The sequence below is a fragment of the Rossellomorea aquimaris genome (genome assembly GCF_001877785.1).
GTDB lineage: Bacteria > Bacillota > Bacilli > Bacillales > Bacillaceae_B > Rossellomorea > Rossellomorea aquimaris_A.
On the sequence record NZ_MINN01000074.1, the window covers coordinates 147,022 to 166,949 of the forward strand.

General features: G+C 45.8%; 20 protein-coding genes. All 20 read left to right on the top strand.

The features are described 5' to 3' along the window. Window positions 1–23 precede the first annotated feature (23 nt). The 20 genes from BHE18_RS04605 to mdh all read left to right on the top strand — a co-directional run bounded on the left by BHE18_RS04605 (window position 24) and on the right by mdh (window position 19,903). The gene (locus BHE18_RS04605) at window positions 24–917 is read left to right on the top strand and encodes a cupin domain-containing protein (RefSeq protein WP_083573617.1); all 894 of its coding nucleotides are present in this window, start codon (window positions 24–26) and stop codon (window positions 915–917) included. 489 nt (window positions 918–1,406) lie between these two features. Then, window positions 1,407–3,323, top strand: coding sequence for a ribosomal protection-like ABC-F family protein (abc-f, locus tag BHE18_RS04610; RefSeq protein WP_071617454.1), 1,917 nt, complete (start codon window positions 1,407–1,409; stop codon window positions 3,321–3,323). 352 nt (window positions 3,324–3,675) lie between these two features. Beyond that, window positions 3,676–5,034: an ethanolamine ammonia-lyase subunit EutB gene (locus BHE18_RS04615; protein WP_071617455.1), complete on the top strand. Its 1,359-nt coding sequence runs from the start codon at window positions 3,676–3,678 to the stop codon at window positions 5,032–5,034. Between the two features lie 18 nt (window positions 5,035–5,052). Further along, window positions 5,053–5,907 carry an ethanolamine ammonia-lyase subunit EutC gene (gene eutC, locus BHE18_RS04620; RefSeq protein WP_071617456.1) on the top strand — a complete coding sequence of 285 codons (855 nt, stop codon included), beginning with the start codon at window positions 5,053–5,055 and terminating at the stop codon, window positions 5,905–5,907. Between the two features lie 136 nt (window positions 5,908–6,043). Then, the gene (locus tag BHE18_RS04625) at window positions 6,044–7,474 is read left to right on the top strand and encodes a sensor histidine kinase (RefSeq protein ID WP_071617457.1); all 1,431 of its coding nucleotides are present in this window, start codon (window positions 6,044–6,046) and stop codon (window positions 7,472–7,474) included. Further along, entirely contained in the window at window positions 7,471–8,043 is a 573-nt protein-coding gene (locus tag BHE18_RS04630) for an ANTAR domain-containing response regulator (RefSeq protein WP_071617458.1), read from the top strand. The genes BHE18_RS04625 and BHE18_RS04630 overlap by 4 nt, the downstream gene beginning before the upstream one ends. A gap of 147 nt (window positions 8,044–8,190) precedes the next feature. Then, entirely contained in the window at window positions 8,191–9,453 is a 1,263-nt protein-coding gene (gene eutH, locus BHE18_RS04635) for an ethanolamine utilization protein EutH (protein ID WP_071617459.1), read from the top strand. Window positions 9,454–9,487: 34 nt separating this feature from the next. Beyond that, the gene (gene eutS, locus BHE18_RS04640) at window positions 9,488–9,829 is read left to right on the top strand and encodes an ethanolamine utilization microcompartment protein EutS (protein WP_071618231.1); all 342 of its coding nucleotides are present in this window, start codon (window positions 9,488–9,490) and stop codon (window positions 9,827–9,829) included. Between the two features lie 12 nt (window positions 9,830–9,841). Next, on the top strand, window positions 9,842–10,339 hold the full coding sequence (locus BHE18_RS04645; protein ID WP_071617460.1) for a EutP/PduV family microcompartment system protein: 498 nt from the start codon (window positions 9,842–9,844) through the stop codon (window positions 10,337–10,339). 154 nt (window positions 10,340–10,493) lie between these two features. Then, complete coding sequence (locus tag BHE18_RS04650) at window positions 10,494–11,939, top strand: ethanolamine ammonia-lyase reactivating factor EutA (RefSeq protein ID WP_071617461.1); 1,446 nt, start codon at window positions 10,494–10,496, stop codon at window positions 11,937–11,939. Between the two features lie 17 nt (window positions 11,940–11,956). Next, a complete protein-coding gene (locus BHE18_RS04655; protein WP_071617462.1) occupies window positions 11,957–13,321 on the top strand; it encodes an ethanolamine ammonia-lyase subunit EutB in 1,365 nt (454 codons plus the stop codon). A 12-nt stretch (window positions 13,322–13,333) separates the two neighbouring features. Continuing rightward, window positions 13,334–14,332 (top strand): ethanolamine ammonia-lyase subunit EutC, encoded by a 999-nt coding sequence (gene eutC, locus BHE18_RS04660; RefSeq protein ID WP_071617463.1) that lies wholly within the window; start codon window positions 13,334–13,336, stop codon window positions 14,330–14,332. Window positions 14,333–14,344: 12 nt separating this feature from the next. Continuing rightward, complete coding sequence (gene eutL / locus BHE18_RS04665; RefSeq protein ID WP_071617464.1) at window positions 14,345–14,998, top strand: ethanolamine utilization microcompartment protein EutL; 654 nt, start codon at window positions 14,345–14,347, stop codon at window positions 14,996–14,998. A 32-nt stretch (window positions 14,999–15,030) separates the two neighbouring features. After that, window positions 15,031–16,554 (top strand): acetaldehyde dehydrogenase (acetylating), encoded by a 1,524-nt coding sequence (locus BHE18_RS04670; protein WP_071617465.1) that lies wholly within the window; start codon window positions 15,031–15,033, stop codon window positions 16,552–16,554. A gap of 15 nt (window positions 16,555–16,569) precedes the next feature. After that, the gene (locus BHE18_RS04675) at window positions 16,570–16,863 is read left to right on the top strand and encodes a BMC domain-containing protein (protein ID WP_071617466.1); all 294 of its coding nucleotides are present in this window, start codon (window positions 16,570–16,572) and stop codon (window positions 16,861–16,863) included. Between the two features lie 29 nt (window positions 16,864–16,892). After that, the gene (pduL, locus tag BHE18_RS04680; RefSeq protein ID WP_071617467.1) at window positions 16,893–17,546 is read left to right on the top strand and encodes a phosphate propanoyltransferase; all 654 of its coding nucleotides are present in this window, start codon (window positions 16,893–16,895) and stop codon (window positions 17,544–17,546) included. Further along, window positions 17,543–18,196: a hypothetical protein gene (locus BHE18_RS04685; RefSeq protein WP_071617468.1), complete on the top strand. Its 654-nt coding sequence runs from the start codon at window positions 17,543–17,545 to the stop codon at window positions 18,194–18,196. The genes pduL and BHE18_RS04685 overlap by 4 nt, the downstream gene beginning before the upstream one ends. Before the next feature lie 17 nt (window positions 18,197–18,213). Further along, window positions 18,214–18,498 (top strand): EutN/CcmL family microcompartment protein, encoded by a 285-nt coding sequence (locus BHE18_RS04690; RefSeq protein WP_071617469.1) that lies wholly within the window; start codon window positions 18,214–18,216, stop codon window positions 18,496–18,498. Further along, window positions 18,498–18,917 (top strand): BMC domain-containing protein, encoded by a 420-nt coding sequence (locus tag BHE18_RS23555; RefSeq protein ID WP_071618232.1) that lies wholly within the window; start codon window positions 18,498–18,500, stop codon window positions 18,915–18,917. The genes BHE18_RS04690 and BHE18_RS23555 overlap by 1 nt, the downstream gene beginning before the upstream one ends. A gap of 38 nt (window positions 18,918–18,955) precedes the next feature. Next, complete coding sequence (gene mdh / locus BHE18_RS04700) at window positions 18,956–19,903, top strand: malate dehydrogenase (RefSeq protein WP_071617470.1); 948 nt, start codon at window positions 18,956–18,958, stop codon at window positions 19,901–19,903. Window positions 19,904–19,928 lie beyond the last annotated feature (25 nt).

Sequence of the window (19,928 nt, forward strand, 5' to 3'; positions counted from 1 at the left end):
AAAACAGAAGGGAATGAGTGTAAATGTATTATTCATATCATACTTATGCCGATCACTTGTCGAGGGGGGGAGAAGATCAAATCCTGAACCTTCTTTTTTCTGGAATACAGAGGAAAGCAGCTGCGGTGGATTTTTACGGCCGGATGGCAGGTTTTGCACCAAATGAAGAACATAGAAGCCACCTGGTTCGGATTGCTGAAGATGAAAGGGAGCAGTGGCAGCAGTTAACAGGTCTGTATACTTCAATGACTGGAGCAGAGCCGGTATACACCATACAACAAGTTCCCTTTCACAGCTACCATGAAGGTCTTCAAAGAGGATATGAGTCGGAACTTGAAAGCTATGAACAATACAGATTGGGCACCTTGCTTATTAATAATCCCGCGATTTATGAAACATTATTGAATGCATGCATGGGCGATTGGGAGCATGCAGACCGTTTGAACTATTTGAAAGCCTCAAATGAAAACAACAGGATGGATTACGGACCTGAACCGTTCGCTGTCGATATTGATGATGCAACGGAGCAGAATAATAATTTCAGAACAGCCTTATGGACCGGGGAACATCTTCAAGTGACATTGATGAGCATTGGTGTGGGGGAGGATATAGGACTTGAAAACCACCCAAATCTCGATCAGTTCCTCCGAATTGAACAGGGGCGGGGGGTTGTACAGATGGGGGATGATCCGAATAACCTGAATTTCCAGAGGAATGTGGAAGAAGACTTTGCAATTGTGATTCCAGCAGGTAAATGGCATAACCTTACCAATACAGGGAATGAGCCGCTAAAGCTTTATTCAATCTATGCACCTCCACAGCACCCAAAAGGCACTGTCCACAAGACTAAGGCAGATGCAATGGCGGCAGAGGCAGCTGAACATGGCAGGAAGTACTTTGGAGAATTTTGGGGATGAATTTGAGAAGAGATCATGCCTCTCGGAAATAATTAATTTACAAATATAAGAAAAAATGAGATAATAATGAAAATACGCAAGGGGGAAAGTAAGTTTATGGAACCAACAAATTGCTAAACATTAATTTTATTTAAAATTAATAGTGATTTTATTCAGAACCGCAATACCTAGTCAAGATAGGTTTATTTGTTATGTTCTTAATGGAATCAGGCAATTTGAAGGTACTTGCTTACTTTTGCTCGGGATGATCACGAATTGGATGTGAGGGGCCGGTTTGATATCGGGGCTCTGCATACAGGCGGACTCTGTGTTTTCCATTCGCAGTCTTCGTTTAAACAACTATTCAATGGTCGCAAAATCGAGTATATAAGACTGTAAGAAGTGCAATCTTCTTACGGTCTTTTTTAGTTAATTAAATAAGTATGAAAGTTCTTCTTGATGCCGTCCATAAGAGTTTAACGCAAAATATGGATGAAAGAAGGAAATAGTATGCTGGAATTATCATTGAATGGCGTAAAAAAATATATGGAGGCCACCCTTGTTCTGCGGAATATCACGTTTGAGGTTTTCACTGGAGAGAAGGTAGGGGTTGTTGGTGTCAATGGAAGCGGGAAAAGTACCATCCTGAAATTGATTGCGGGGATTGAGCATATGCATTACTATCCAGGCTACCCGCAAACTTCCAGTTACGGATATGATGAAGGATTTGTGAATGTGCCAAAAGATGCTGAAGTTGCGTATCTTGAACAGATGCCGGAGCTGCCGCAAGGATTGAAGGTCATCGATGTTTTGAATCTGGCTTTCGAAGAAATTCAGCTCATAGAGAAAAAAATGCGTGAAATAGAAGAAGCGATGAAGACGCTCGAAGGGGATGCTCTGGATAAAGCCCTTAAGAAATACAGCGATCTCGTTCAGCTATATGAAGTAAAGGGTGGATATGAAACCCAGGAGAAAATAGGCAGGGTCTGTACCGGGCTGAAGCTTGATGAAGGATTTTTAAACAGGGACTTCGATCAATTGAGCGGCGGTGAAAAAACCACGGTCATGCTTGGGAAGCTCCTGATTCATGCTCCTGATATCCTGCTGTTGGATGAGCCGACCAACCACCTCGATATGGAGTCGATCGAATGGCTCGAAGCCTACTTGAAAAGCTATAAGGGAATCGTTCTCATCGTCTCCCATGACCGCTATTTTCTCGATCATGTAGTCTCAAAAATCGTGGAAATCGAGGACATGGAATCCAAGACCTACAAAGGGAACTATTCTTCCTTTGTCAGGCAGAAAGAAGAAAATATGCGGATTCAATACGAGCATTTCCGGGAGCAGCAAAAAAAGATCGGCAGTATGGAAAAGCAAGTCACCAATCTGAGGGACTGGGCGCTCCGAGCCGACAATAATAAGTTTTTCAGAAGGGCCGCCAGCATCCAGAAGAAGATTGAAAAACTGGATCGAATCAACAAGCCGGTATTTGAGAAAAAGAATATGAGACTTACTTTTAAGGATGCCGTTCGGTCCGGAAATGAAACGATCAAAGCTGTCGGTTTGTCGAAAAGTTATCATGAAAAAGTGATTTTCGAGGATGCAGATTTAATGATTCATTTCGGTGAAAGAGTCGGGATGATCGGATCCAATGGATCCGGAAAGACGACATTCATGAAAATGCTCCTTGGAGAAGAGCAGGCGGACCAGGGAGAAGTGGAGTTAGGGGCGAATGTGGCGCCGGCTTATCTGCCGCAAAAGATTATTTTTGAAAATGAAGAGTTGACGGTCTTGGAAACTTTCAGGGAAGACATCTCGATTTCAGAGGGGAATGCACGAGAATACCTCTCGAAATTCATGTTTTATAGGGGCAGTGTCTTTAAGAAAGTGAAACATCTGTCAGGTGGCGAACGGATCAGGCTGAAGCTCGCCATGCTGTTATTCCAGGATATCAATTTACTGATTCTTGATGAGCCGACCAACCACCTTGATATCGACTCGATTGAAACTCTTGAGGAAGCTCTGGATGATTTCAAAGGAACCGTCTTCTTCATCTCCCATGACCGTTATTTCATCAATAAAATGAGCCAGAGACTGATTTCTGTCGAGGACTGCGGGTTTAAAAGTTATGACGGTAATTACGATCATTACCGAAGTGAAATAGAGAAGACGAAGGTTGAAGAGAAGGAGTTAGAGGGAATTGTGAAGAAGCAGAAGAAACAGGCTGTGGAAGTGGCACAGGATGAGGACGAGGTGCTTTCGAAGATTGAAGAACTTGAGCGTGAACTTGATAAGTTAGATAAAGCAATGACAACTGAAAAAATGGAGCATGAGGAGCTTCTTCACCTTTATGTGAGGAAGGATGAGCTAGATCAGGAATTGGATTCTGTCATGGAAGATTGGATGAGGATTGCCGGCTTAGATTAAATCATCAGGTCACACGGGGCATAACAATGCCCCGTATCCAAATATTAATGGATAGAAGGTTGCTCTGCGTGAATTTCATTTTAGATAAAGAGTAGAAATGAACTGTAGACTTGTTCACTAACCAGCCAGCTCATTTATGAAAATATTTCTTTTGCGAAAATATCTTTTTTTTCTGAAATTTAATTGCTATAATGTTGATACAAGTGAAAAATGAGTGGTGAAGGCGCCATAATAGATGAACCAGAATTGGTTGATCTATTATGGCGCCTTTTTGGATCTCATGACTGTAAACGCTTACTTAATTTGTTGTTAAAAAGAAGGTCCTTACTAACGAAAGGTGGGAGGAACATCTATGTTTTCATGTACAGTCAAGAATGTCCAATTTCGGTTTCGTTCTGTCAGCGAAGTGCTGGCCAAAGCGAGCGAGGAGAAGTCAGGTGACATTATGGCCAAGATTGCGGCAGAGTCCTATTTGGAGAGAATGGCGGCAAAGATTGTCTTAAGTCAGATGACCCTGAAAGACATCTATGAAAATCCAGTGATTCCATATGAAAAAGATGAAATTACGAGAATCATTTATGATGATTTGAATCAGTTCATTTACAAAGAAGTTTCAGGTTGGAGCGTTGGTGAGCTGAGAGATTATATTTTGGCTCATAAAACGAATACCTCGGATTTATTCCGGCTGAGTAAAGGGTTGACGAGCGAGATGATTGCAGGAGTGGCGAAGCTGATGTCAAGCATCGATTTGGTGATGGCCTCACAGAAAATCAGGCCGACGGCTCACTGCAATACAACAATCGGTGAAGCTGGTCGACTGGCGTTCCGTTGTCAGCCGAACCACCCAACCGATAATCCTGAAGGGATCCTGGCATCCATGAAAGAAGGGCTTTCTTATGGGTCTGGAGATGCGGTAATTGGTGTGAATCCTAATAATGATTCAGTGGAATCCGTATCAAAAATTTTGCACATGACCCATGATTTTATACAGAATTGGGAGGTGCCTACTCAAAATTGTGTGCTGGCACATATTACAACACAAATGAAGGCGTTGGAAAGGGGAGCTCCCATCGCACTGATGTTTCAAAGCCTTGCCGGCACGCAGGAAGCGAATGACGATTTCGGTGTCTCTAAAGAAATATTGGATGAGGCCTTTGATATGATGGCGAAGCACGGTACTTCTACTGGGCCGAATCAGCTTTATTTTGAAACCGGACAAGGTTCAGAAGTATCTTTAGATGCTCATTCGGACGTCGACATGCAGACATTGGAGGCAAGGACATACGGGTATGCCCGTCACTGGAAGCCTTTCATGGTGAATAACGTATCAGGATTTATTGGCCCTGAAACACTTTATGATGGAAGGCAGGTCATTCGGGCAGATCTTGAAGATCTGTTTATGGGAAAACTGCATGGACTACCGATGGGAATTGCGCCAACGTATACGAATCATATGCAGATGGATCAAAATGATCAGGAAATCGGCGGTATGCTGACCGCCCTTGCAGGAGCCAACTTCTACATGGGTGTGCCTGGCGGGGATGACGTCATGCTCAGCTATCAGGACACAAGCTACCACGACGATGCAAGTTTACGAGAGATGCTGGGACTTCGTCCTCTTGCTGAATTCGAAGGCTGGCTTGAAAAAATGGGTATTATGGACAATGGCAGATTGACTGACCGGGCAGGAGACCTATCCATTTTCAAATAAGAAAGGAGGAGAACCGACATGAATATCCAAACGATTGTAAAGCAGGTACTTGAGGAACTGGAGAAAGTTGAGGAAAAGAAACAGCTGTCCGCCCCAATTGGTGATAAACAAACCGATAAAAGCTACACATATGAAAAAAAGAAGGTTGTCAGGGTGGACAACGCCGAAGATCGGGAAGTGATCGAGAAGGCCCGGTCGATCACACCGGCGAGAATCGGTATCGGCAGGACCGGAACGAGGATGAAAACAAAGGAATATCTTGATTTCCGAATCGATCATGCCGCTGCACAGGATGCAGTATTCAAAGGGGTTTCGGACGAATTCCTGGAGAAAATGAAGCTGCCAGTTCTTCAGTCCAAATCTGATTCGATGGATGAATACTTAATGAACCTGAACAGCGGACGTCAGCTGAATGAAGAATCAAGGAAATGGGCACAAGAGAACCTTTCCGTCAATCAGCAGGTTCAAATCATCGTGTCCGATGGACTGAGTTCGACGGGGATTGAAGAAAATATTCCGGATTTACTGCCTGCACTGATCCAGGGGTTGAAGGGTAAAAATATTTCCCTTGGAGAAACCATTTTTATAAAAAGAAGCAGGGTGTGGATACAGGATGAAATCGCCGCGATAACCAATTGCGATGTGGTGATCTCATTGATCGGGGAAAGACCGGGACTTGCAACATCTAAAAGCCTTAGTGCATACCTCATTTACCGTCCTGGAGAAGAGACGGTCGAAGCGGATCGTACAGTTATCTCAAACATTCATGACGGTGGAATCCCTCCTGTTGAAGCAGGTGCATACCTTGCCGATTTACTGGAAGATGTATTAAAGAATAAAGCCAGCGGAGTGAAGTATGCAAAGCTGAAATAACATTAGACAATAAGAAAAAATGACTAATCTGGAAACGGGGTTCCTTTTATCTTAGTTCTTTCCATTGACAACCCTGAAACAAGAGAAATATAATGTTCTATATTCAGAATTTTCTGTATGGAACAGGGGTTTTATAATGGACAACAACTCAGTAAGTTATTTGTGCAGTATGCATACTGATCTTTCTAAAGAAGATATAGACAAGCTCAGGGAAATTGCAGCAACCCTTCAATTGATGGCGGATTTGAACAAAGCTCATGTCTTTGTGGACTGCCTTACACGTGAAGGCAGTCAAGCCATTGTGGTGGCAGAGGCTGCACCTGCAACATCCAGACCTATTTATAAAAATTCCGTGGCAGGAAAATTCGTTTATGAATCATTTGAACCCTCCGTCATCTATACCTTAAAAACGGGGCAGCCCATGTTTCATAACCGGGCGATTACCCAGGAAGGTAAAACCGTGGAGCAAAGCGTAGTGCCGATTAACGGAGTAAATGAAAGCGTTATCGGGACGCTTATCATGGAAAAGGATATAAGCGAACAGCTGAAACGTCAGCAGAAATTGGAAGCGCTGTCAGAAGCGACTGAAGCGTTGAGTGAAATTCTCATCGGTGCAGGGGAAAGTCATCCGATCCTTCCCGAGGTGATTGAGGAGTCTTTATTCTTTATAGAGAATACCAGCAGAATCCTGTTCTGCAACTCAGCAGCAGCCAATATGCTTCATGAACTGGGAATGGGAGAATGTCATGCAGGAGATTTCCTGTTTCACTTTTTTCCAGAGATAAAAGATATACTTCATTCTCCTGAAGAATTACTGGTCAGGGAAATTACATTTTACAATAAAGTCTTCAAGGTGAAGAAAATTCATCTCGGCCAGCCGGATAAAGCCAGCGGCACCTTCATCATCTTTAAGAACATCACGGAACTTCGGGAAAAGGAAAGGGAATTGATTGTTAAATCTGTGGCAATTCGGGAAATCCACCACCGCGTGAAGAATAATCTTCAAACAGTCGCAAGCCTGCTGCGCCTGCAAATGCGGAGAGGGCTTCCTGAAGAAAGCAAGGTTCACTTTGTTGAAAGCCTGAATCGTATCTCAAGCATTGCCTCGGTGTATGAAATCATCCTCTCAAATTCCAGTGTGGATGATGTGGATCTCTATCGTTTGATAGAAAAAATCGGCAATATGCTCGTGTCCGAGACCGAGGATCATAAGAGGATTTCCATTACGTACTCAGGTCCGCAGTTATTGATTAAATCGAGTAAGGCTGTATCCGTTGCCCTGGTACTTAATGAATTAATACAAAATTGCATGAAGCATGCCTTTAAACAAATGTTTGAAGGCGAGATCAATGTAGTATTCGAGCGTCGAGAAGAGAATCTTGAGGTTCGGGTCCTTGATAATGGTGAAGGTCTTTCACCTGGCTTTAAATCTTCGCTGGGCTTGGATATCGTACAAATGATGATTGAACATGACTTGTCAGGCCAATTCCAGATCGAACGAGCCCAGCCTTCCGGAACAGAGGCCGTTGTCACATTTCCTATGGAAAGGGAGGTGGCACTCGTATGAGTAAACGAATCATGATCGTTGAAGATGAATCGATCGTCCGCCTGGATCTCTCCATGATGCTCGAAGATGCCGGCTATGAAGTCATTGCACAGGTGGGGGACGGGGAAAGCGCCATTGAACACGCTCTTTCATTACATCCTGACTTGATCATCATGGATATCAAGATGCCGAAATTAAATGGATTGAAAGCAAGCGAAATCATCTCTAAGCGGACAACGATCCCTATTCTCCTCTTGACGGCATACAGTCAACGGGAATACATCGATAAAGCGAAGCAGGCAAATATCATGGGGTATCTTGTAAAGCCGGTAAAAGAATCAAGTTTGATCCCAGCCATGGAAATTGCTCTTCAGCAAGCGGAAAATGCAAATGCCTTCAGACAAAAGGTTGAAGACATGAAAGGAGAGCTGTCGAGCAGGAAAATGATTGAACAGGCAAAAGGACTGATTATGGAGAAATTTCACGTGCCTGAAAACACTGCATACAAAAAAATGCGCAAAATCAGCATGGATAAGCAGGTTTCTATGGAAATCGTGGCAAAAAAAGTTCTTCATAAGTATAAAAGTTAAGCATTACAAGTGAATAAAAAAGCGATGGTGCTTATGCGGTTTTTGGTCCATGAAACCGTAAGGCACCCTTTTGCTTTTTTTAGATATATTCATGCAAACATCACCAAGGGGTATTCATAAATTTCTATTAAACAAGGGGGAAATGTTATGGAAATGATAGGGAATGTTGTGATTTACATCATCATGGCGTGTGCTGTACTGGGGGCGTTTGCCGCCATCCGCAATAGTGATGACGGGCTTGGGAAACAGTTTATGGAAGGTCTGCATGCTGTTGGTCACATTTTCGTGCCTGCGGCGGGGATCATGGCTTCGATTCCTTACCTGTCATGGTTCATTGACAAGGTCTGCGGTCCATTTTTCGCAGCGATTGGGGCAGATCCAGCAATCGCAGCGACATCCATTTTAGCGACGGATATGGGAGGCTATCAACTAGCCGAAGTATTAAAGGAAACACAGGAAGGATGGATCATGGCGATGATCGTCGGGTTTATGGCCGGGGCGACCATCGTATTCTCCATTCCAATGGGTCTTGCGATGCTTGATAAGCGCGACCATAAATATATGGCGCTAGGCGTGATGTCAGGGGTATTGACGATTCCGATTGGTGCGCTTATATCAAGTACGATCATTACCTTCTCGAATTCAAATGTACGTGATTTCATTTCAACTTCAGGAGAAGCGAAGTTTCAATTTGCTTTAGGATATGGGCAAGTCCTTTTGAACTTGAGCCCGCTATTGATTTTCGTTGTGCTCATCGCAGTAGGGCTGTATTTCCTTCCAGACCTGATGATAAATGGATTCATGTGGTTTGGGCGGATACTTGATGCTGCGATTAAGCTGGTTCTCGTATTTTCAATCGTTGAAATTTTCACCGGTCTCTTTTCAACGGTATTCGGAGGGTGGGGATTCCATCCGATCATGGCGGATGAAGCGGATCAATTCCGTGCCCTTGAGACTGCCGGATATATCGGGATCATGCTGGCCGGGGCTTTTCCAATGGTTTATTTACTTCAGAAATATGCCGGCGGCCCGCTTGAAGCAATGGGAAGAAAAGTAGGACTCACTAAAGAAGGAAGTGCAGGTATCGTTGCTACGATCGCTAATATTTTGGCTATGTTCAAGCTGGTTAGGACGATGCCTCCTAAGGATAAGGTCATCAATATCTCATTTGCCGTTTGTGCGGCATTCTTACTTGGAGATCACTTGTCCTTTACGGCCAACTTCCAGCCCACATTGATTCTTCCGATAATTGCAGGGAAGATTTCCGCGGGGGTGATCGGAATCGGCCTGGCTTATTGGCTCTCTGTACCGAAAGCGCTGGAACTGGAAAAGAAGGATCGTGCAGCCGGGATCATAGGTGAAGATGAATATTTAAATAAAACTGAAGAGGATAAAGCAAAAGCAGTTTAAGGTGACTGCGCTGCAACTAAGGGAGTGCGAAATAATCATGGATGAGAAGAAACGATTTATACAGGAGTTCGTACCTGGAAAACAAGTCACACTAAGTCATGTGATTGCCAATCCGGATCCAGGCATGTTTGAAAACTTGGGGATTCAGCAGGCGGGGGCATTGGGGATTCTGACGCTGACACCGAGTGAAACGGTCATCATCGCAGGCGATCTGGCCACAAAGGCAGCCGATGTGAATTTAGGATTTCTTGACCGTTTTACCGGAAGTTTGGTTATCGTCGGAAGTGTTTCCTCCGTAGAAATGGCCATGGAGGAAATCAATCGTTTTTTATCAGAGACACTGCAGTATACCCCTTCAAAAATCACGAAATCATAAGGGGGAAGAAGAATGAAGAAAAATCGCGCGATGCTGATCGGTTCGATCGGTGCAGGGAAATCGACGCTGACAAATGCCCTTTTGGAAAGAAATGAAAAAGCGGTCAAAACACAATCTCTAAATTATTCCGATTGGATTGTGGATACGCCGGGGGAGTATACGGAGAATCCTTTTTATTATAAAAATATCATGGCGACCTCACTAGAAGTTTCCCATGTCATGTATTTGCAGGATGCCACCAGAAAAAAAACGATTTTCCCGCCTAATTTCAGTACCGGTATCAATAAGCTTCCGATCGGGGTTGTAACAAAGAGCGATAGTGATAAAGCCGATGTAGACGAAGCAGTGAGGCAATTGAAAAGGGTGATTCCTTCGGGACCCATCGTGATTACATCCTCGATTACGGGAAGAGGAATACAGGAAATTCGAAATCTTGTAAAATGCAATTCCCTTATTGAGATGAAGGAGTATGTATCAACCCACATGGATGGGAACATCTTCTTTTCTTGAAAGCCTTTACAAAATTCAAAAAATAGACTATATTCAAATTATAAAAAGATATTCGAGCAAAGGCGCTCAGTACAACCGTCATGAAAATGGATGACGGTTCGTATTGGGCGCCTTTTTGTCTATTTTTAACTCCGTCAGCAGGGGGGTGAAACCTTTGAAACGTTATGATCCTCAAAAAGAGGAGATTCTGAGCGCAGGGATTGATATTGGAACGAGCACCACCAAAGTCGTCATCAGTAAGTTCTCTCTTATGAACATGGCGGGCGGCACCCACATGCCCCGCATCGAAATCATAGATAAAGAGATTCTTTACAGAAGTCCCATATTCAGAACGCCTCTTCAAACCAGAACTTCAATTGATATCGAAGCAGTGGAAAAACTCGTGAAACAAGAATATCAACTTGCAGGAGTCAGCCCAAGTGATATTAAAACGGGGGCGGTGATCATCACAGGCGAAACGGCTACGAAAGAGAACGCACAGCAAATGGTCCACCAATTATCCGACCATGCAGGTGATTTCCTTGTCGCAACCGCCGGGCCTGATCTGGAAGGAATCATCGCAGCCAAAGGTTCGGGTGCTTATGAGTATTCGAAGAAGATGGGGAAAACCATCGCAAATATCGACATCGGCGGCGGCACCGCGAATGCGGCGGTCTATAAGTCAGGCAGGCTCTTGGGAACCTGTACATTGCATATAGGCGGCCGGCTGATCGAGTTTAACGGCGGCACCATCCAAAGCATCTCGCCTCCTATTCTTAAAGTCCTGGAAAACATGGGTATGTCTCTAGAGGAAGGGGACAGACGGGATGAGTCAAAAATTAAAAAAATAACAGATTTTATGGCAGACTCTATTGCCCGGATGCTGAATCGAAACGTATCCGAACCCGACCTTCCCCTGCTGCTTGGACATAAGCCGAATTGGCTGGAAGACATCGACGCCATCATGTTTTCGGGCGGAGTCAGTGAATGCCTCTATGAACATGAAGAGCATGCTGCTTCACAAACTCAATATGACGACATCGGGCAAATGCTGGCAGCCTCTCTGAAAGAATGTAAAGCGTTATTGGAATGGGAATGGGTGACGCCTGTTGAAACAGTCAGGGCTACCGTTCTTGGAGCTGGAACGCAGACAACCGAAATCAGTGGTGCGACCATTCATGTCGATGGCAGGGATCTCCCCCTTCGGAATCTGCCGGTCTATCAAATTCCGTTCGGCCATCAACTGGAAGAGGGGCTGAGTCGGATATCCCAAGCCGTAGAAGAGGCCTTGGATGTCTATGATTCACAGCGGGAAGGAATCAATTTCGCTCTCTACCTGACGGAAATCCCTTATCTGGGATTCAGGGATGTTCAGACGCTGGCACATGCCCTGATGGACGCCGTCAAAACAAAACCAAAAACTGACCAGCCCTTAGTCATCATCCTTGAAAGCGACCATGCAAAGGTTCTCGGTCAGACGCTTAAGACGGTGAATCCCTCGCAGACGGTCATTTGCATCGACCAGATCAATGTAGAGCATGGGGACTATATCGACATTGGGAACTTGCTGCAAACCAGTGTGGTCCCAGTCGTCATTAAAACATTAACCTTCCATCATTGAGAAAGGAGGCGCGGGTTGTGAACCTTAAAACAACTTATTTAGGAACGGTATATCAATTTTCATCTTTAAAAGAATTATTCGCAAAAGCAAATGAAGAGAAGTCAGGGGACCGCCTCGCGGGGATTGGAGCGGAAACGGTTCAGGAACGGATCGCGGCGAAAGAAGTGTTGAGTCAACTGACACTTTCTGATATCAGGGAGCATCCGCTGCTTTCTCCCGAAGAGGATGAAGTATCCCGGATGATTGAAAATCAGGTGAATAAACCGATCTATGAATCAATCAAAAACTGGTCAGTGGCTGAGCTGCGGGAATACATCCTGGATGACAGCACCTCGGGAGACGATTTAAAGAGGCTGGGCAGAGGGTTGAACAGCGAAATGATCGCGGCAGTTGCAAAGCTCATGTCGAATCTCGACCTTGTTCATGCAGCAAATAAGATTGAGGTTTTAACAAAATGCAATATTACCATCGGTTATCAAGGGACACTCGCTTCCAGGCTGCAGCCGAACCATCCGACAGATAATGTCGATGGGATGATTGCATCCTTAAAGGAAGGATTAGCTTATGGGATGGGAGACGCAGTCATCGGAATCAACCCTGTCGACGATTCAGTCGAAAGTGTCAAACGGCTGCTTCACGCGACCCACAGCTTTATCGGGGACTGGGATATTCCAACTCAAAACTGTGTGCTTGCCCATGTGACAGCCCAGATGAAGGCGATTGAACAAGGAGCCCCGGCCGATATGATCTTTCAAAGTATAGCAGGTACGGAGGCTGCTAACCGATCGTTTGGCATTAACGCTTCCTTATTAAACGAAGCAAATGACATGGCGAGGACGCTCGGGACGGGAACCGGACCGCAGCGCCTGTATTTTGAGACAGGACAGGGTTCTGAACTATCGGCCGAAGCACATTTTGACATCGATCAAATGACACTTGAAGCAAGAAACTATGGATTCGCTGCCTGCTACGATCCGTTCATTGTGAATACGGTTGTAGGATTCATCGGCCCTGAATACTTGTACAACAACAAGCAGGTAATCCGTGCAGGTCTCGAAGATCATTTTATGGGGAAAATGCACGGCATACCAATGGGAGTGGATGTGTGCTATACCAACCATATCAAAGCCGATCAGAATGACATTGAAGATCTCGGGGTCCTCTTGACAGCTTCTGGTGTTAATTTCGTCATCGCAACACCGATGGGGGATGATTGTATGCTGAACTATCAATCTCTCAGCTATCATGATGTCGCTGCCCTCAGGCAAACCATGAAGAAGCGTCCATCCCCAGTTTTTGAAGAGTGGCTTGAGAAAATGGGGATCTACGAAAACGGCAAGCTAAGTAAGATCGCCGGAGACGCGACCATTTTTGCACGATAGGAGTTGAAACGAATGAACCCTGAGCTTATAGAACAAGTAACAAAAATGGTGATAGAAAAGATCCAAAGCAGACAGCAGTCAACTGAAACCTCCAATACTGATAAAGCTTCCCCGGTTAAATTCTGGGATCATACATCGGCCTCTAAGAATAAAAGCGATTATCAGCGTACACAGGATCAGTCCCGTACTGAAAGCGGCGGAAAGCTGATTGAAATCAAAAGCTACACGGACTCTGCCACAACAAGCAGGCAGAAAACAGAAGGGAACTCAGTGGAGAGCAGCCAGCACCGGGAAGCGGATTCTGTCTCTGAAGAGCTTAAAGATCTGCAGGATAAGACTCCGGCAAGGATTGGAGTTGGAAGGGCAGGGGTGAGGCCAAAAACGGATACGTGGCTGAAATTCCGTTTTGACCATGCTGCCGCCGTCGATGCCGTTTATGGGGATGTAAATGATTCATTATTATCGAGGCTGGATTTATTTAAAGTAAACACCCTGGTTGAGGATAAAGAGATTTACATCCGCCGGCCCGATTACGGTAGGAAGCTTTCAGAGGAAGCGAAGAAGACTATATCGGAGCGCTGCAATAAATCCCCGACCGTACAGATTGTCGTATCAGACGGCCTGAGCTCAAGTGCAATTGAAGAAAATGTGGAAGATGTCTTCTTTTCATTGAAGCAGTCACTCACAAGTTTGGATCTCGATATGGGGACCCCCTTTTACATCGAAAAGGGAAGAGTGGCAGTGATGGATGATGTCGGGGAACTCTTGAAGCCCAAAGTGGTGGTCTTGTTGATCGGTGAACGACCGGGTCTTGTCAGTGCGGAGTCGCTGAGTGCCTATTTGTGCTACGAACCGGGAAAAGGAACGATCGAAGCCGACCGGATGGTGATCTCGAATATCCATAAAGGCGGCATCCCCCCTGTTGAAGCGGGGGCGTACCTCGGGACGGTCATCCAGAAGGTTTTGAAATATGAAGCCAGCGGTGTATCGCTAGTGAAGAAAGAAGAATAGGAGGGGACGAAAATGGCATTGGAACGAATTCATGCAGACATCCTGGCCATTCGGGTCATTCCCAATGTAGACAGCGGATTAGCGAAACATTTCAATCTTGATCCCCATCACAGGAGCCTGGGGATCTTCACCTCGACCGTAGATGATATTGGCTACACGGCTCTTGATGAAGCAACAAAACGAGCTGAAGTGGAAGTGGTGTATGCCCGTTCTTTCTACGCAGGCGCCGGTCATGCTTCAGGTCCCTTATCAGGGGAGATGATCGGGGTGATGGCCGGCCCTTCTCCCGATGAAGTGAAAAGCGGGATGGAAGCGGTGCTCCAGACGGCGGAAACGGGTGCTTTTTTTGAAGCCTTGGATGCTGAAAAGAGCCATGCCATCTATGCACATGTTGTGTCGCGAACAGGCACATATCTTTCGAAAGAAGCAGGAATCGATCAAGGAGAACCACTTGCCTATCTGATTGCACCGCCACTTGAAGCGGTCTATGGCCTGGACGCTGCCCTGAAAGCCGCTGATGTCGAGCTCGTTAAATTTTTCGGGCCGCCGTCAGAAACGAACTTCGGAGGCGGGCTCCTGACAGGCTCCCAATCAGCCTGTCAGGCGGCAGCAGATGCTTTCCGTGAAGCCATCATGGATATCGGTCACAATCCAACCAGATATTGATAACTGCTAAGAAACGAAAGGAGCGTGGTAATGTGCAATTTGATAACGATCTCCAGTCCATCCAGGAAATGCGGAACGCTGTCAAACGGGCAAAGGAAGCCCAGGCAGAGTACTTGTCTTACAGCCAGGAACAAGTCGATGAAATTGTGAAGAAAGTGGCAGAGGCCGCTTATGGGAAATCACAAGAGCTTGCCCGGATGGCAGTGGAAGAAACCGGTATGGGACTTGTAGAACATAAAAAAATCAAAAATGAAGTCGGTTCCAAAGACGTTTATGAATCGATAAAGGATGAAAAGACTGTGGGCATCATCGGTGAGGACCGGGTCAATAAAGTGACGGAAATCGCCTATCCCTTCGGAGTGGTGGCAGGCATCATCCCGACGACGAACCCTACTTCGACGGCCATTTTTAAAACGCTGATATCCTTGAAGACGAGAAATGCGATCGTCGTCAGCCCTCATCCAAGGGCAGTGAACTGTACAGTGGAAGCATTGAAAATTTGCAGCGAGGCTGCCGTTAAAGCAGGCGCCCCTGAAGGGTTGGTAGGCTGGATATCCAAACCATCCATGGCTGCAACAAATGAGCTAATCAAACATCGCGATATTGATGTGATCCTCGCAACTGGGGGAGGCGGCCTTGTCCGTGCGGCATACAGTTCGGGGAAACCGGCTTACGGTGTCGGCCCAGGGAACGTCCCGGTTTATATCGAAAAGTCAGCGAAGGTCAACGAAGCTGTCTCCATGATCGTCGACAGCAAATCCTTCGATAACGGCACAATCTGCGCAACGGAGCAGGCAATTGTCGTCGACAGGAATATTCAGCAAATGGTGATGCGTGAACTGAGGAATAATGGGGCCTACATCCTCAATGAAGAAGAGAAATCAGCTCTTGAAAAAATCATTTCACCTGCCCCTGGAAAGTTAAATCCAGGAATCGTGGGCCAGCATGCAGTAAAGATAGCAGACATGGCAGGTATAAAGGTTCCTTCCAACACACGGGTGTTGATAGCAGAAGAGACAAGGGTCGGAAAACACATACCTTTCTCCATTGAAAAATTATCGCCGATCTTTGCTTTATACACGGCTGAAAGCTATCAGGAAGCCAAGGATTATTGTATGAAGCTGCTGAATCTTGGCGGTAGGGGGCACAGTCTCTCGCTTCATACAACAGATGACGGTGTAGCGAAGGAGATGGCCCTAGAAATGCCGGTGTCCCGTATCATGGTCAATACCCTGTCATCCATCGGTGCGGTAGGGGCGACAACAGGCTTGAAACCTTCCCTGACGTTGGGCTGCGGCTCGTTCGGAGGGAATATCACATCCGATAACGTCTCTGCCCGCCACTTAATCAATATTAAGAGAATGGCATACGGAATAAAGAGTCCTTCCATCCCGAAAGCCTCTACTTCTGATCTCCCGAAGAAAATCGAAAAAGGGAATCAAGAGGTAGAAGAGATTGTGGATCAAGTATTGAAGCAGGTACCGGAGCACGAGATGAGCCCCGAGAGGATTACTGAAATGGTGAATAAAGTCATTAAAAAATATCAACTAAATTAATTGGAGGAATGAAAAATGAGCAGAGAATTAACAGCATTAGGAATGATCGAGACTAAAGGATTAGTGGCATCAGTTGAAGCAGCGGACGCAATGGTAAAGGCTGCGAATGTGCATTTAGTGGGGAAAGTCCATGTAGGAGGCGGGATCGTGACGGTTCTGGTACGAGGAGATGTTGGTGCAGTCAAGGCAGCTACTGACGCGGGGGCTGCGGCAGCACAGCGTGTAGGAGAAATCATGAGTGTCCATGTCATCCCGCGTCCTCACAACGAACTTGAAAACATCCTTCCGAAGCTAGAGGTAGAAGTCTAAAACCTGCATCACAGTTAGGAGCATGAAGCATGAATAATGAATCCATTCAAACCATTGTGGAAGAAGTCATGTCCAGATTATCAGCTGGAACAGAGAAGGTAAACTCTGTTCCGCTGGCAGTTTCAGCCCGGCATTGCCATGTAAGTCAAGCAGACCTGGAAGCCCTTTTCGGAAAAGGATATACGCTGACAAAAAAAGCCGATTTATCTCAGCCTGGTCAATTTGCAGCAAACGAAACCATAACAATCGCCGGACCAAGAGGGAGCCTTGAAAAAGTGCGCATTCTTGGTCCTGCGCGTCATATGACCCAAGTGGAAGTGAGCCGGACGGACTCTATTAAACTGGGAGTGAAGCCCCCATTGCGGGAGTCAGGCGACATTATTGGCTCTGCCCCCATTACGCTCGTAGGCCCAAAAGGGAGTCTCTATAAGAAAGAGGGGCTGATCATCGCTCAGACGCATATTCATATGACCCCCGAAGATGCCAAGGGTTTCGGGGTGGAAAACGGAGAATATGTGGAAATTAAAGTCGGCGGCGAACGTCCGGTTACATTCGGTAAAGTCTTAGTGCGGGTATCTTCCAGATACAAGCTTGAAATGCATGTTGATACAGATGAAGCGAATGCAAGTTTGCTAACGGGAAAACAGGCTGGTGAATTGGTGAAAATCGAGGGGATTTCATGATTGACCGCGAACTGGTTGAACAAATCGTCGTCGAAGTCTTAAAGAAACTCAAACTTTCAGAAAACCAGCCGGAGAATCACTCGAATGCCAATCTCCTGCTGATAGGGGTTAAATCCCGTCTGGAACCCGCCGATCTGTTAAGGCTGGAGTCCAGATGGAATCTAATTTCCTATGAATCTTTGGAACAAGCAGAATTGCATACTGCTGAAAGAGTTGTGTTCCTTGATGCCCCACAGGATTTAATCGTAAAGGGTGCGTTGGGAATAGGGGATACACCAGAAAGCGAACTACTGTCCCGCTGCATCCTGGAATATGTCCCTGTCACCATTATTCCAAAAATACATTTACACAAGCATTTGTTCAATGAAAATCAACAGAACTCTGAATATATCAAGCAATTACACTCTTATACAAAGCTCCTAGTGAAATTTGGCGTGAAGGTTGAAGCGTTGAACGGTTTCCTGGGTAAACAGGATGAAGAGAAGAAACAGCCATCTTCATTAAAAGGTAAACCAAAACAGCTGCTGACACAAAGAGATATTCAAGATCACAAAGAAAAGGAAGTACAAGTGACGAAACAAACGATCATCACCCCTTTAGCACGTGATGCAGCACGAGACCTGGGGAAACGCATTATAGTAATTGATTAAGAAGGGGAGAAGTCATCATGCAATTAGGGAAAGTAATTGGCAACGTATGGGCAACCAGGAAAGAAGATGATCTGAAAGGGTTGAAATTCTTAGTCATTAAACCTGATCTGCCGGATGGACCGTCGGAAGAAGATCCGTTCATTGCGGTGGATCGAATCGGAGCAGGTGTCGGGGATCAGGTGCTGGTTACCCGCGGAGGTGCAGCTGCCAATATGTCCACTGAACCTAAATTGCCCATCGACGCTCTCATAATCGGAATAATCGACTCGATCGATGTGGAAAATGAAAGAGGTGAAGGATGATGTCAAGAGCACTGGGATTGATCGAAACTAGGGGACTTATCGGATCCATCGAAGCGGCGGATGCGATGCTGAAATCTGCCGATGTCACATTGGTCAAGCAGGAAAAAGTGGATGCAGCCCTCGTGACGGTGCTGGTCCAGGGAGATGTAAGTGCTGTTCAAGCAGCTGTCGATGCAGGAAAAGAAGCAGCGAAACGTGTGGGAGAGCTGGTATCTGCCTTGGTCATCCCCCACCCGGATGAAGAGATTGGGAATGTTCTATTTAAAGATAAGAAAAAACCCGAGGTCAATGCAGAAACAAAGGAGCCCCAGCCCAAAGGCAAACGTGCTCCAAAGAAAAAGCCGGAAGCGCAACCGGGAAAAAATACGGCCAAAAAAGCTGCTGACCTCAATGAAAATCAACCACCAAAGGCTCCTTAATCACATGATTCAGGGTGAAAGGATGGAGGAAAAGCATCATGGCATTTAAAAGGAGAAAAATTGCAGTCATTGGAGCGGGCTTCACAGGTACGACGGCTGCATTGATGCTCGCTCAAAAGGACTTGGGAGATATCGTGATCGTCGATATCCCCTCCCAAACCAACCCGACCAAAGGAAAAGCCCTCGATATGCTGGAAGCCGGACCTGTACAGCAGTTTAATGCAAACATTACGGGTACGTCAAACTATGAAGACATTCAAGATGCAGATCTTGTCCTTATCACAGCAGGACTGCCGAGAAAACCCGGGATGAGCCGGGATGATCTTGTGGCAACCAACGAAAAGATCATGAAAGACGTTTCAGAAAACGTGAAGAAGTATGCACCGGACAGCTATATCATCGTCCTCAGCAACCCTGTGGATGCCATGACATACGTATGCTTCAAAACCACCGGATTTCCTAAGAACAGGGTAATCGGCCAATCCGGTGTACTTGATACGGCACGTTTCAATACATTCGTTGCACAGGAGCTGAACGTATCCGTAGAAGATGTCACCGGTTTTGTGCTTGGCGGGCACGGAGATGATATGGTGCCGCTTGTGCGCTATTCCTATGCAGGAGGGATCCCGCTCGAGAAAATCCTCCCGCAGGACAGAATAGATGCCATCGTTGAAAGAACAAGAAAAGGCGGGGGAGAAATCGTCAACCTTCTCGGTCAGGGGAGCGCTTATTATGCGCCCGCAGCATCTATGGTTCAAATGGCAGAAGCCATTTTAAAGGATAAGAAACGAATTCTCCCGTCGATCGCGTATCTGGAAGGTGAATACGGTTACTTCAATGTATACCTTGGAGTACCGACAGTATTAGGCGGTAACGGAATAGAAAACGTCATCGAAATCTCCCTTACAGGTGAGGAGAAAACTGCTCTGGACCAATCGGTAAAGTCGGTTGAGAATGTATTGCAGTTGCTTGAGGTCAACAATTAATAAGTAAGTCACTTAGGGTCATGGG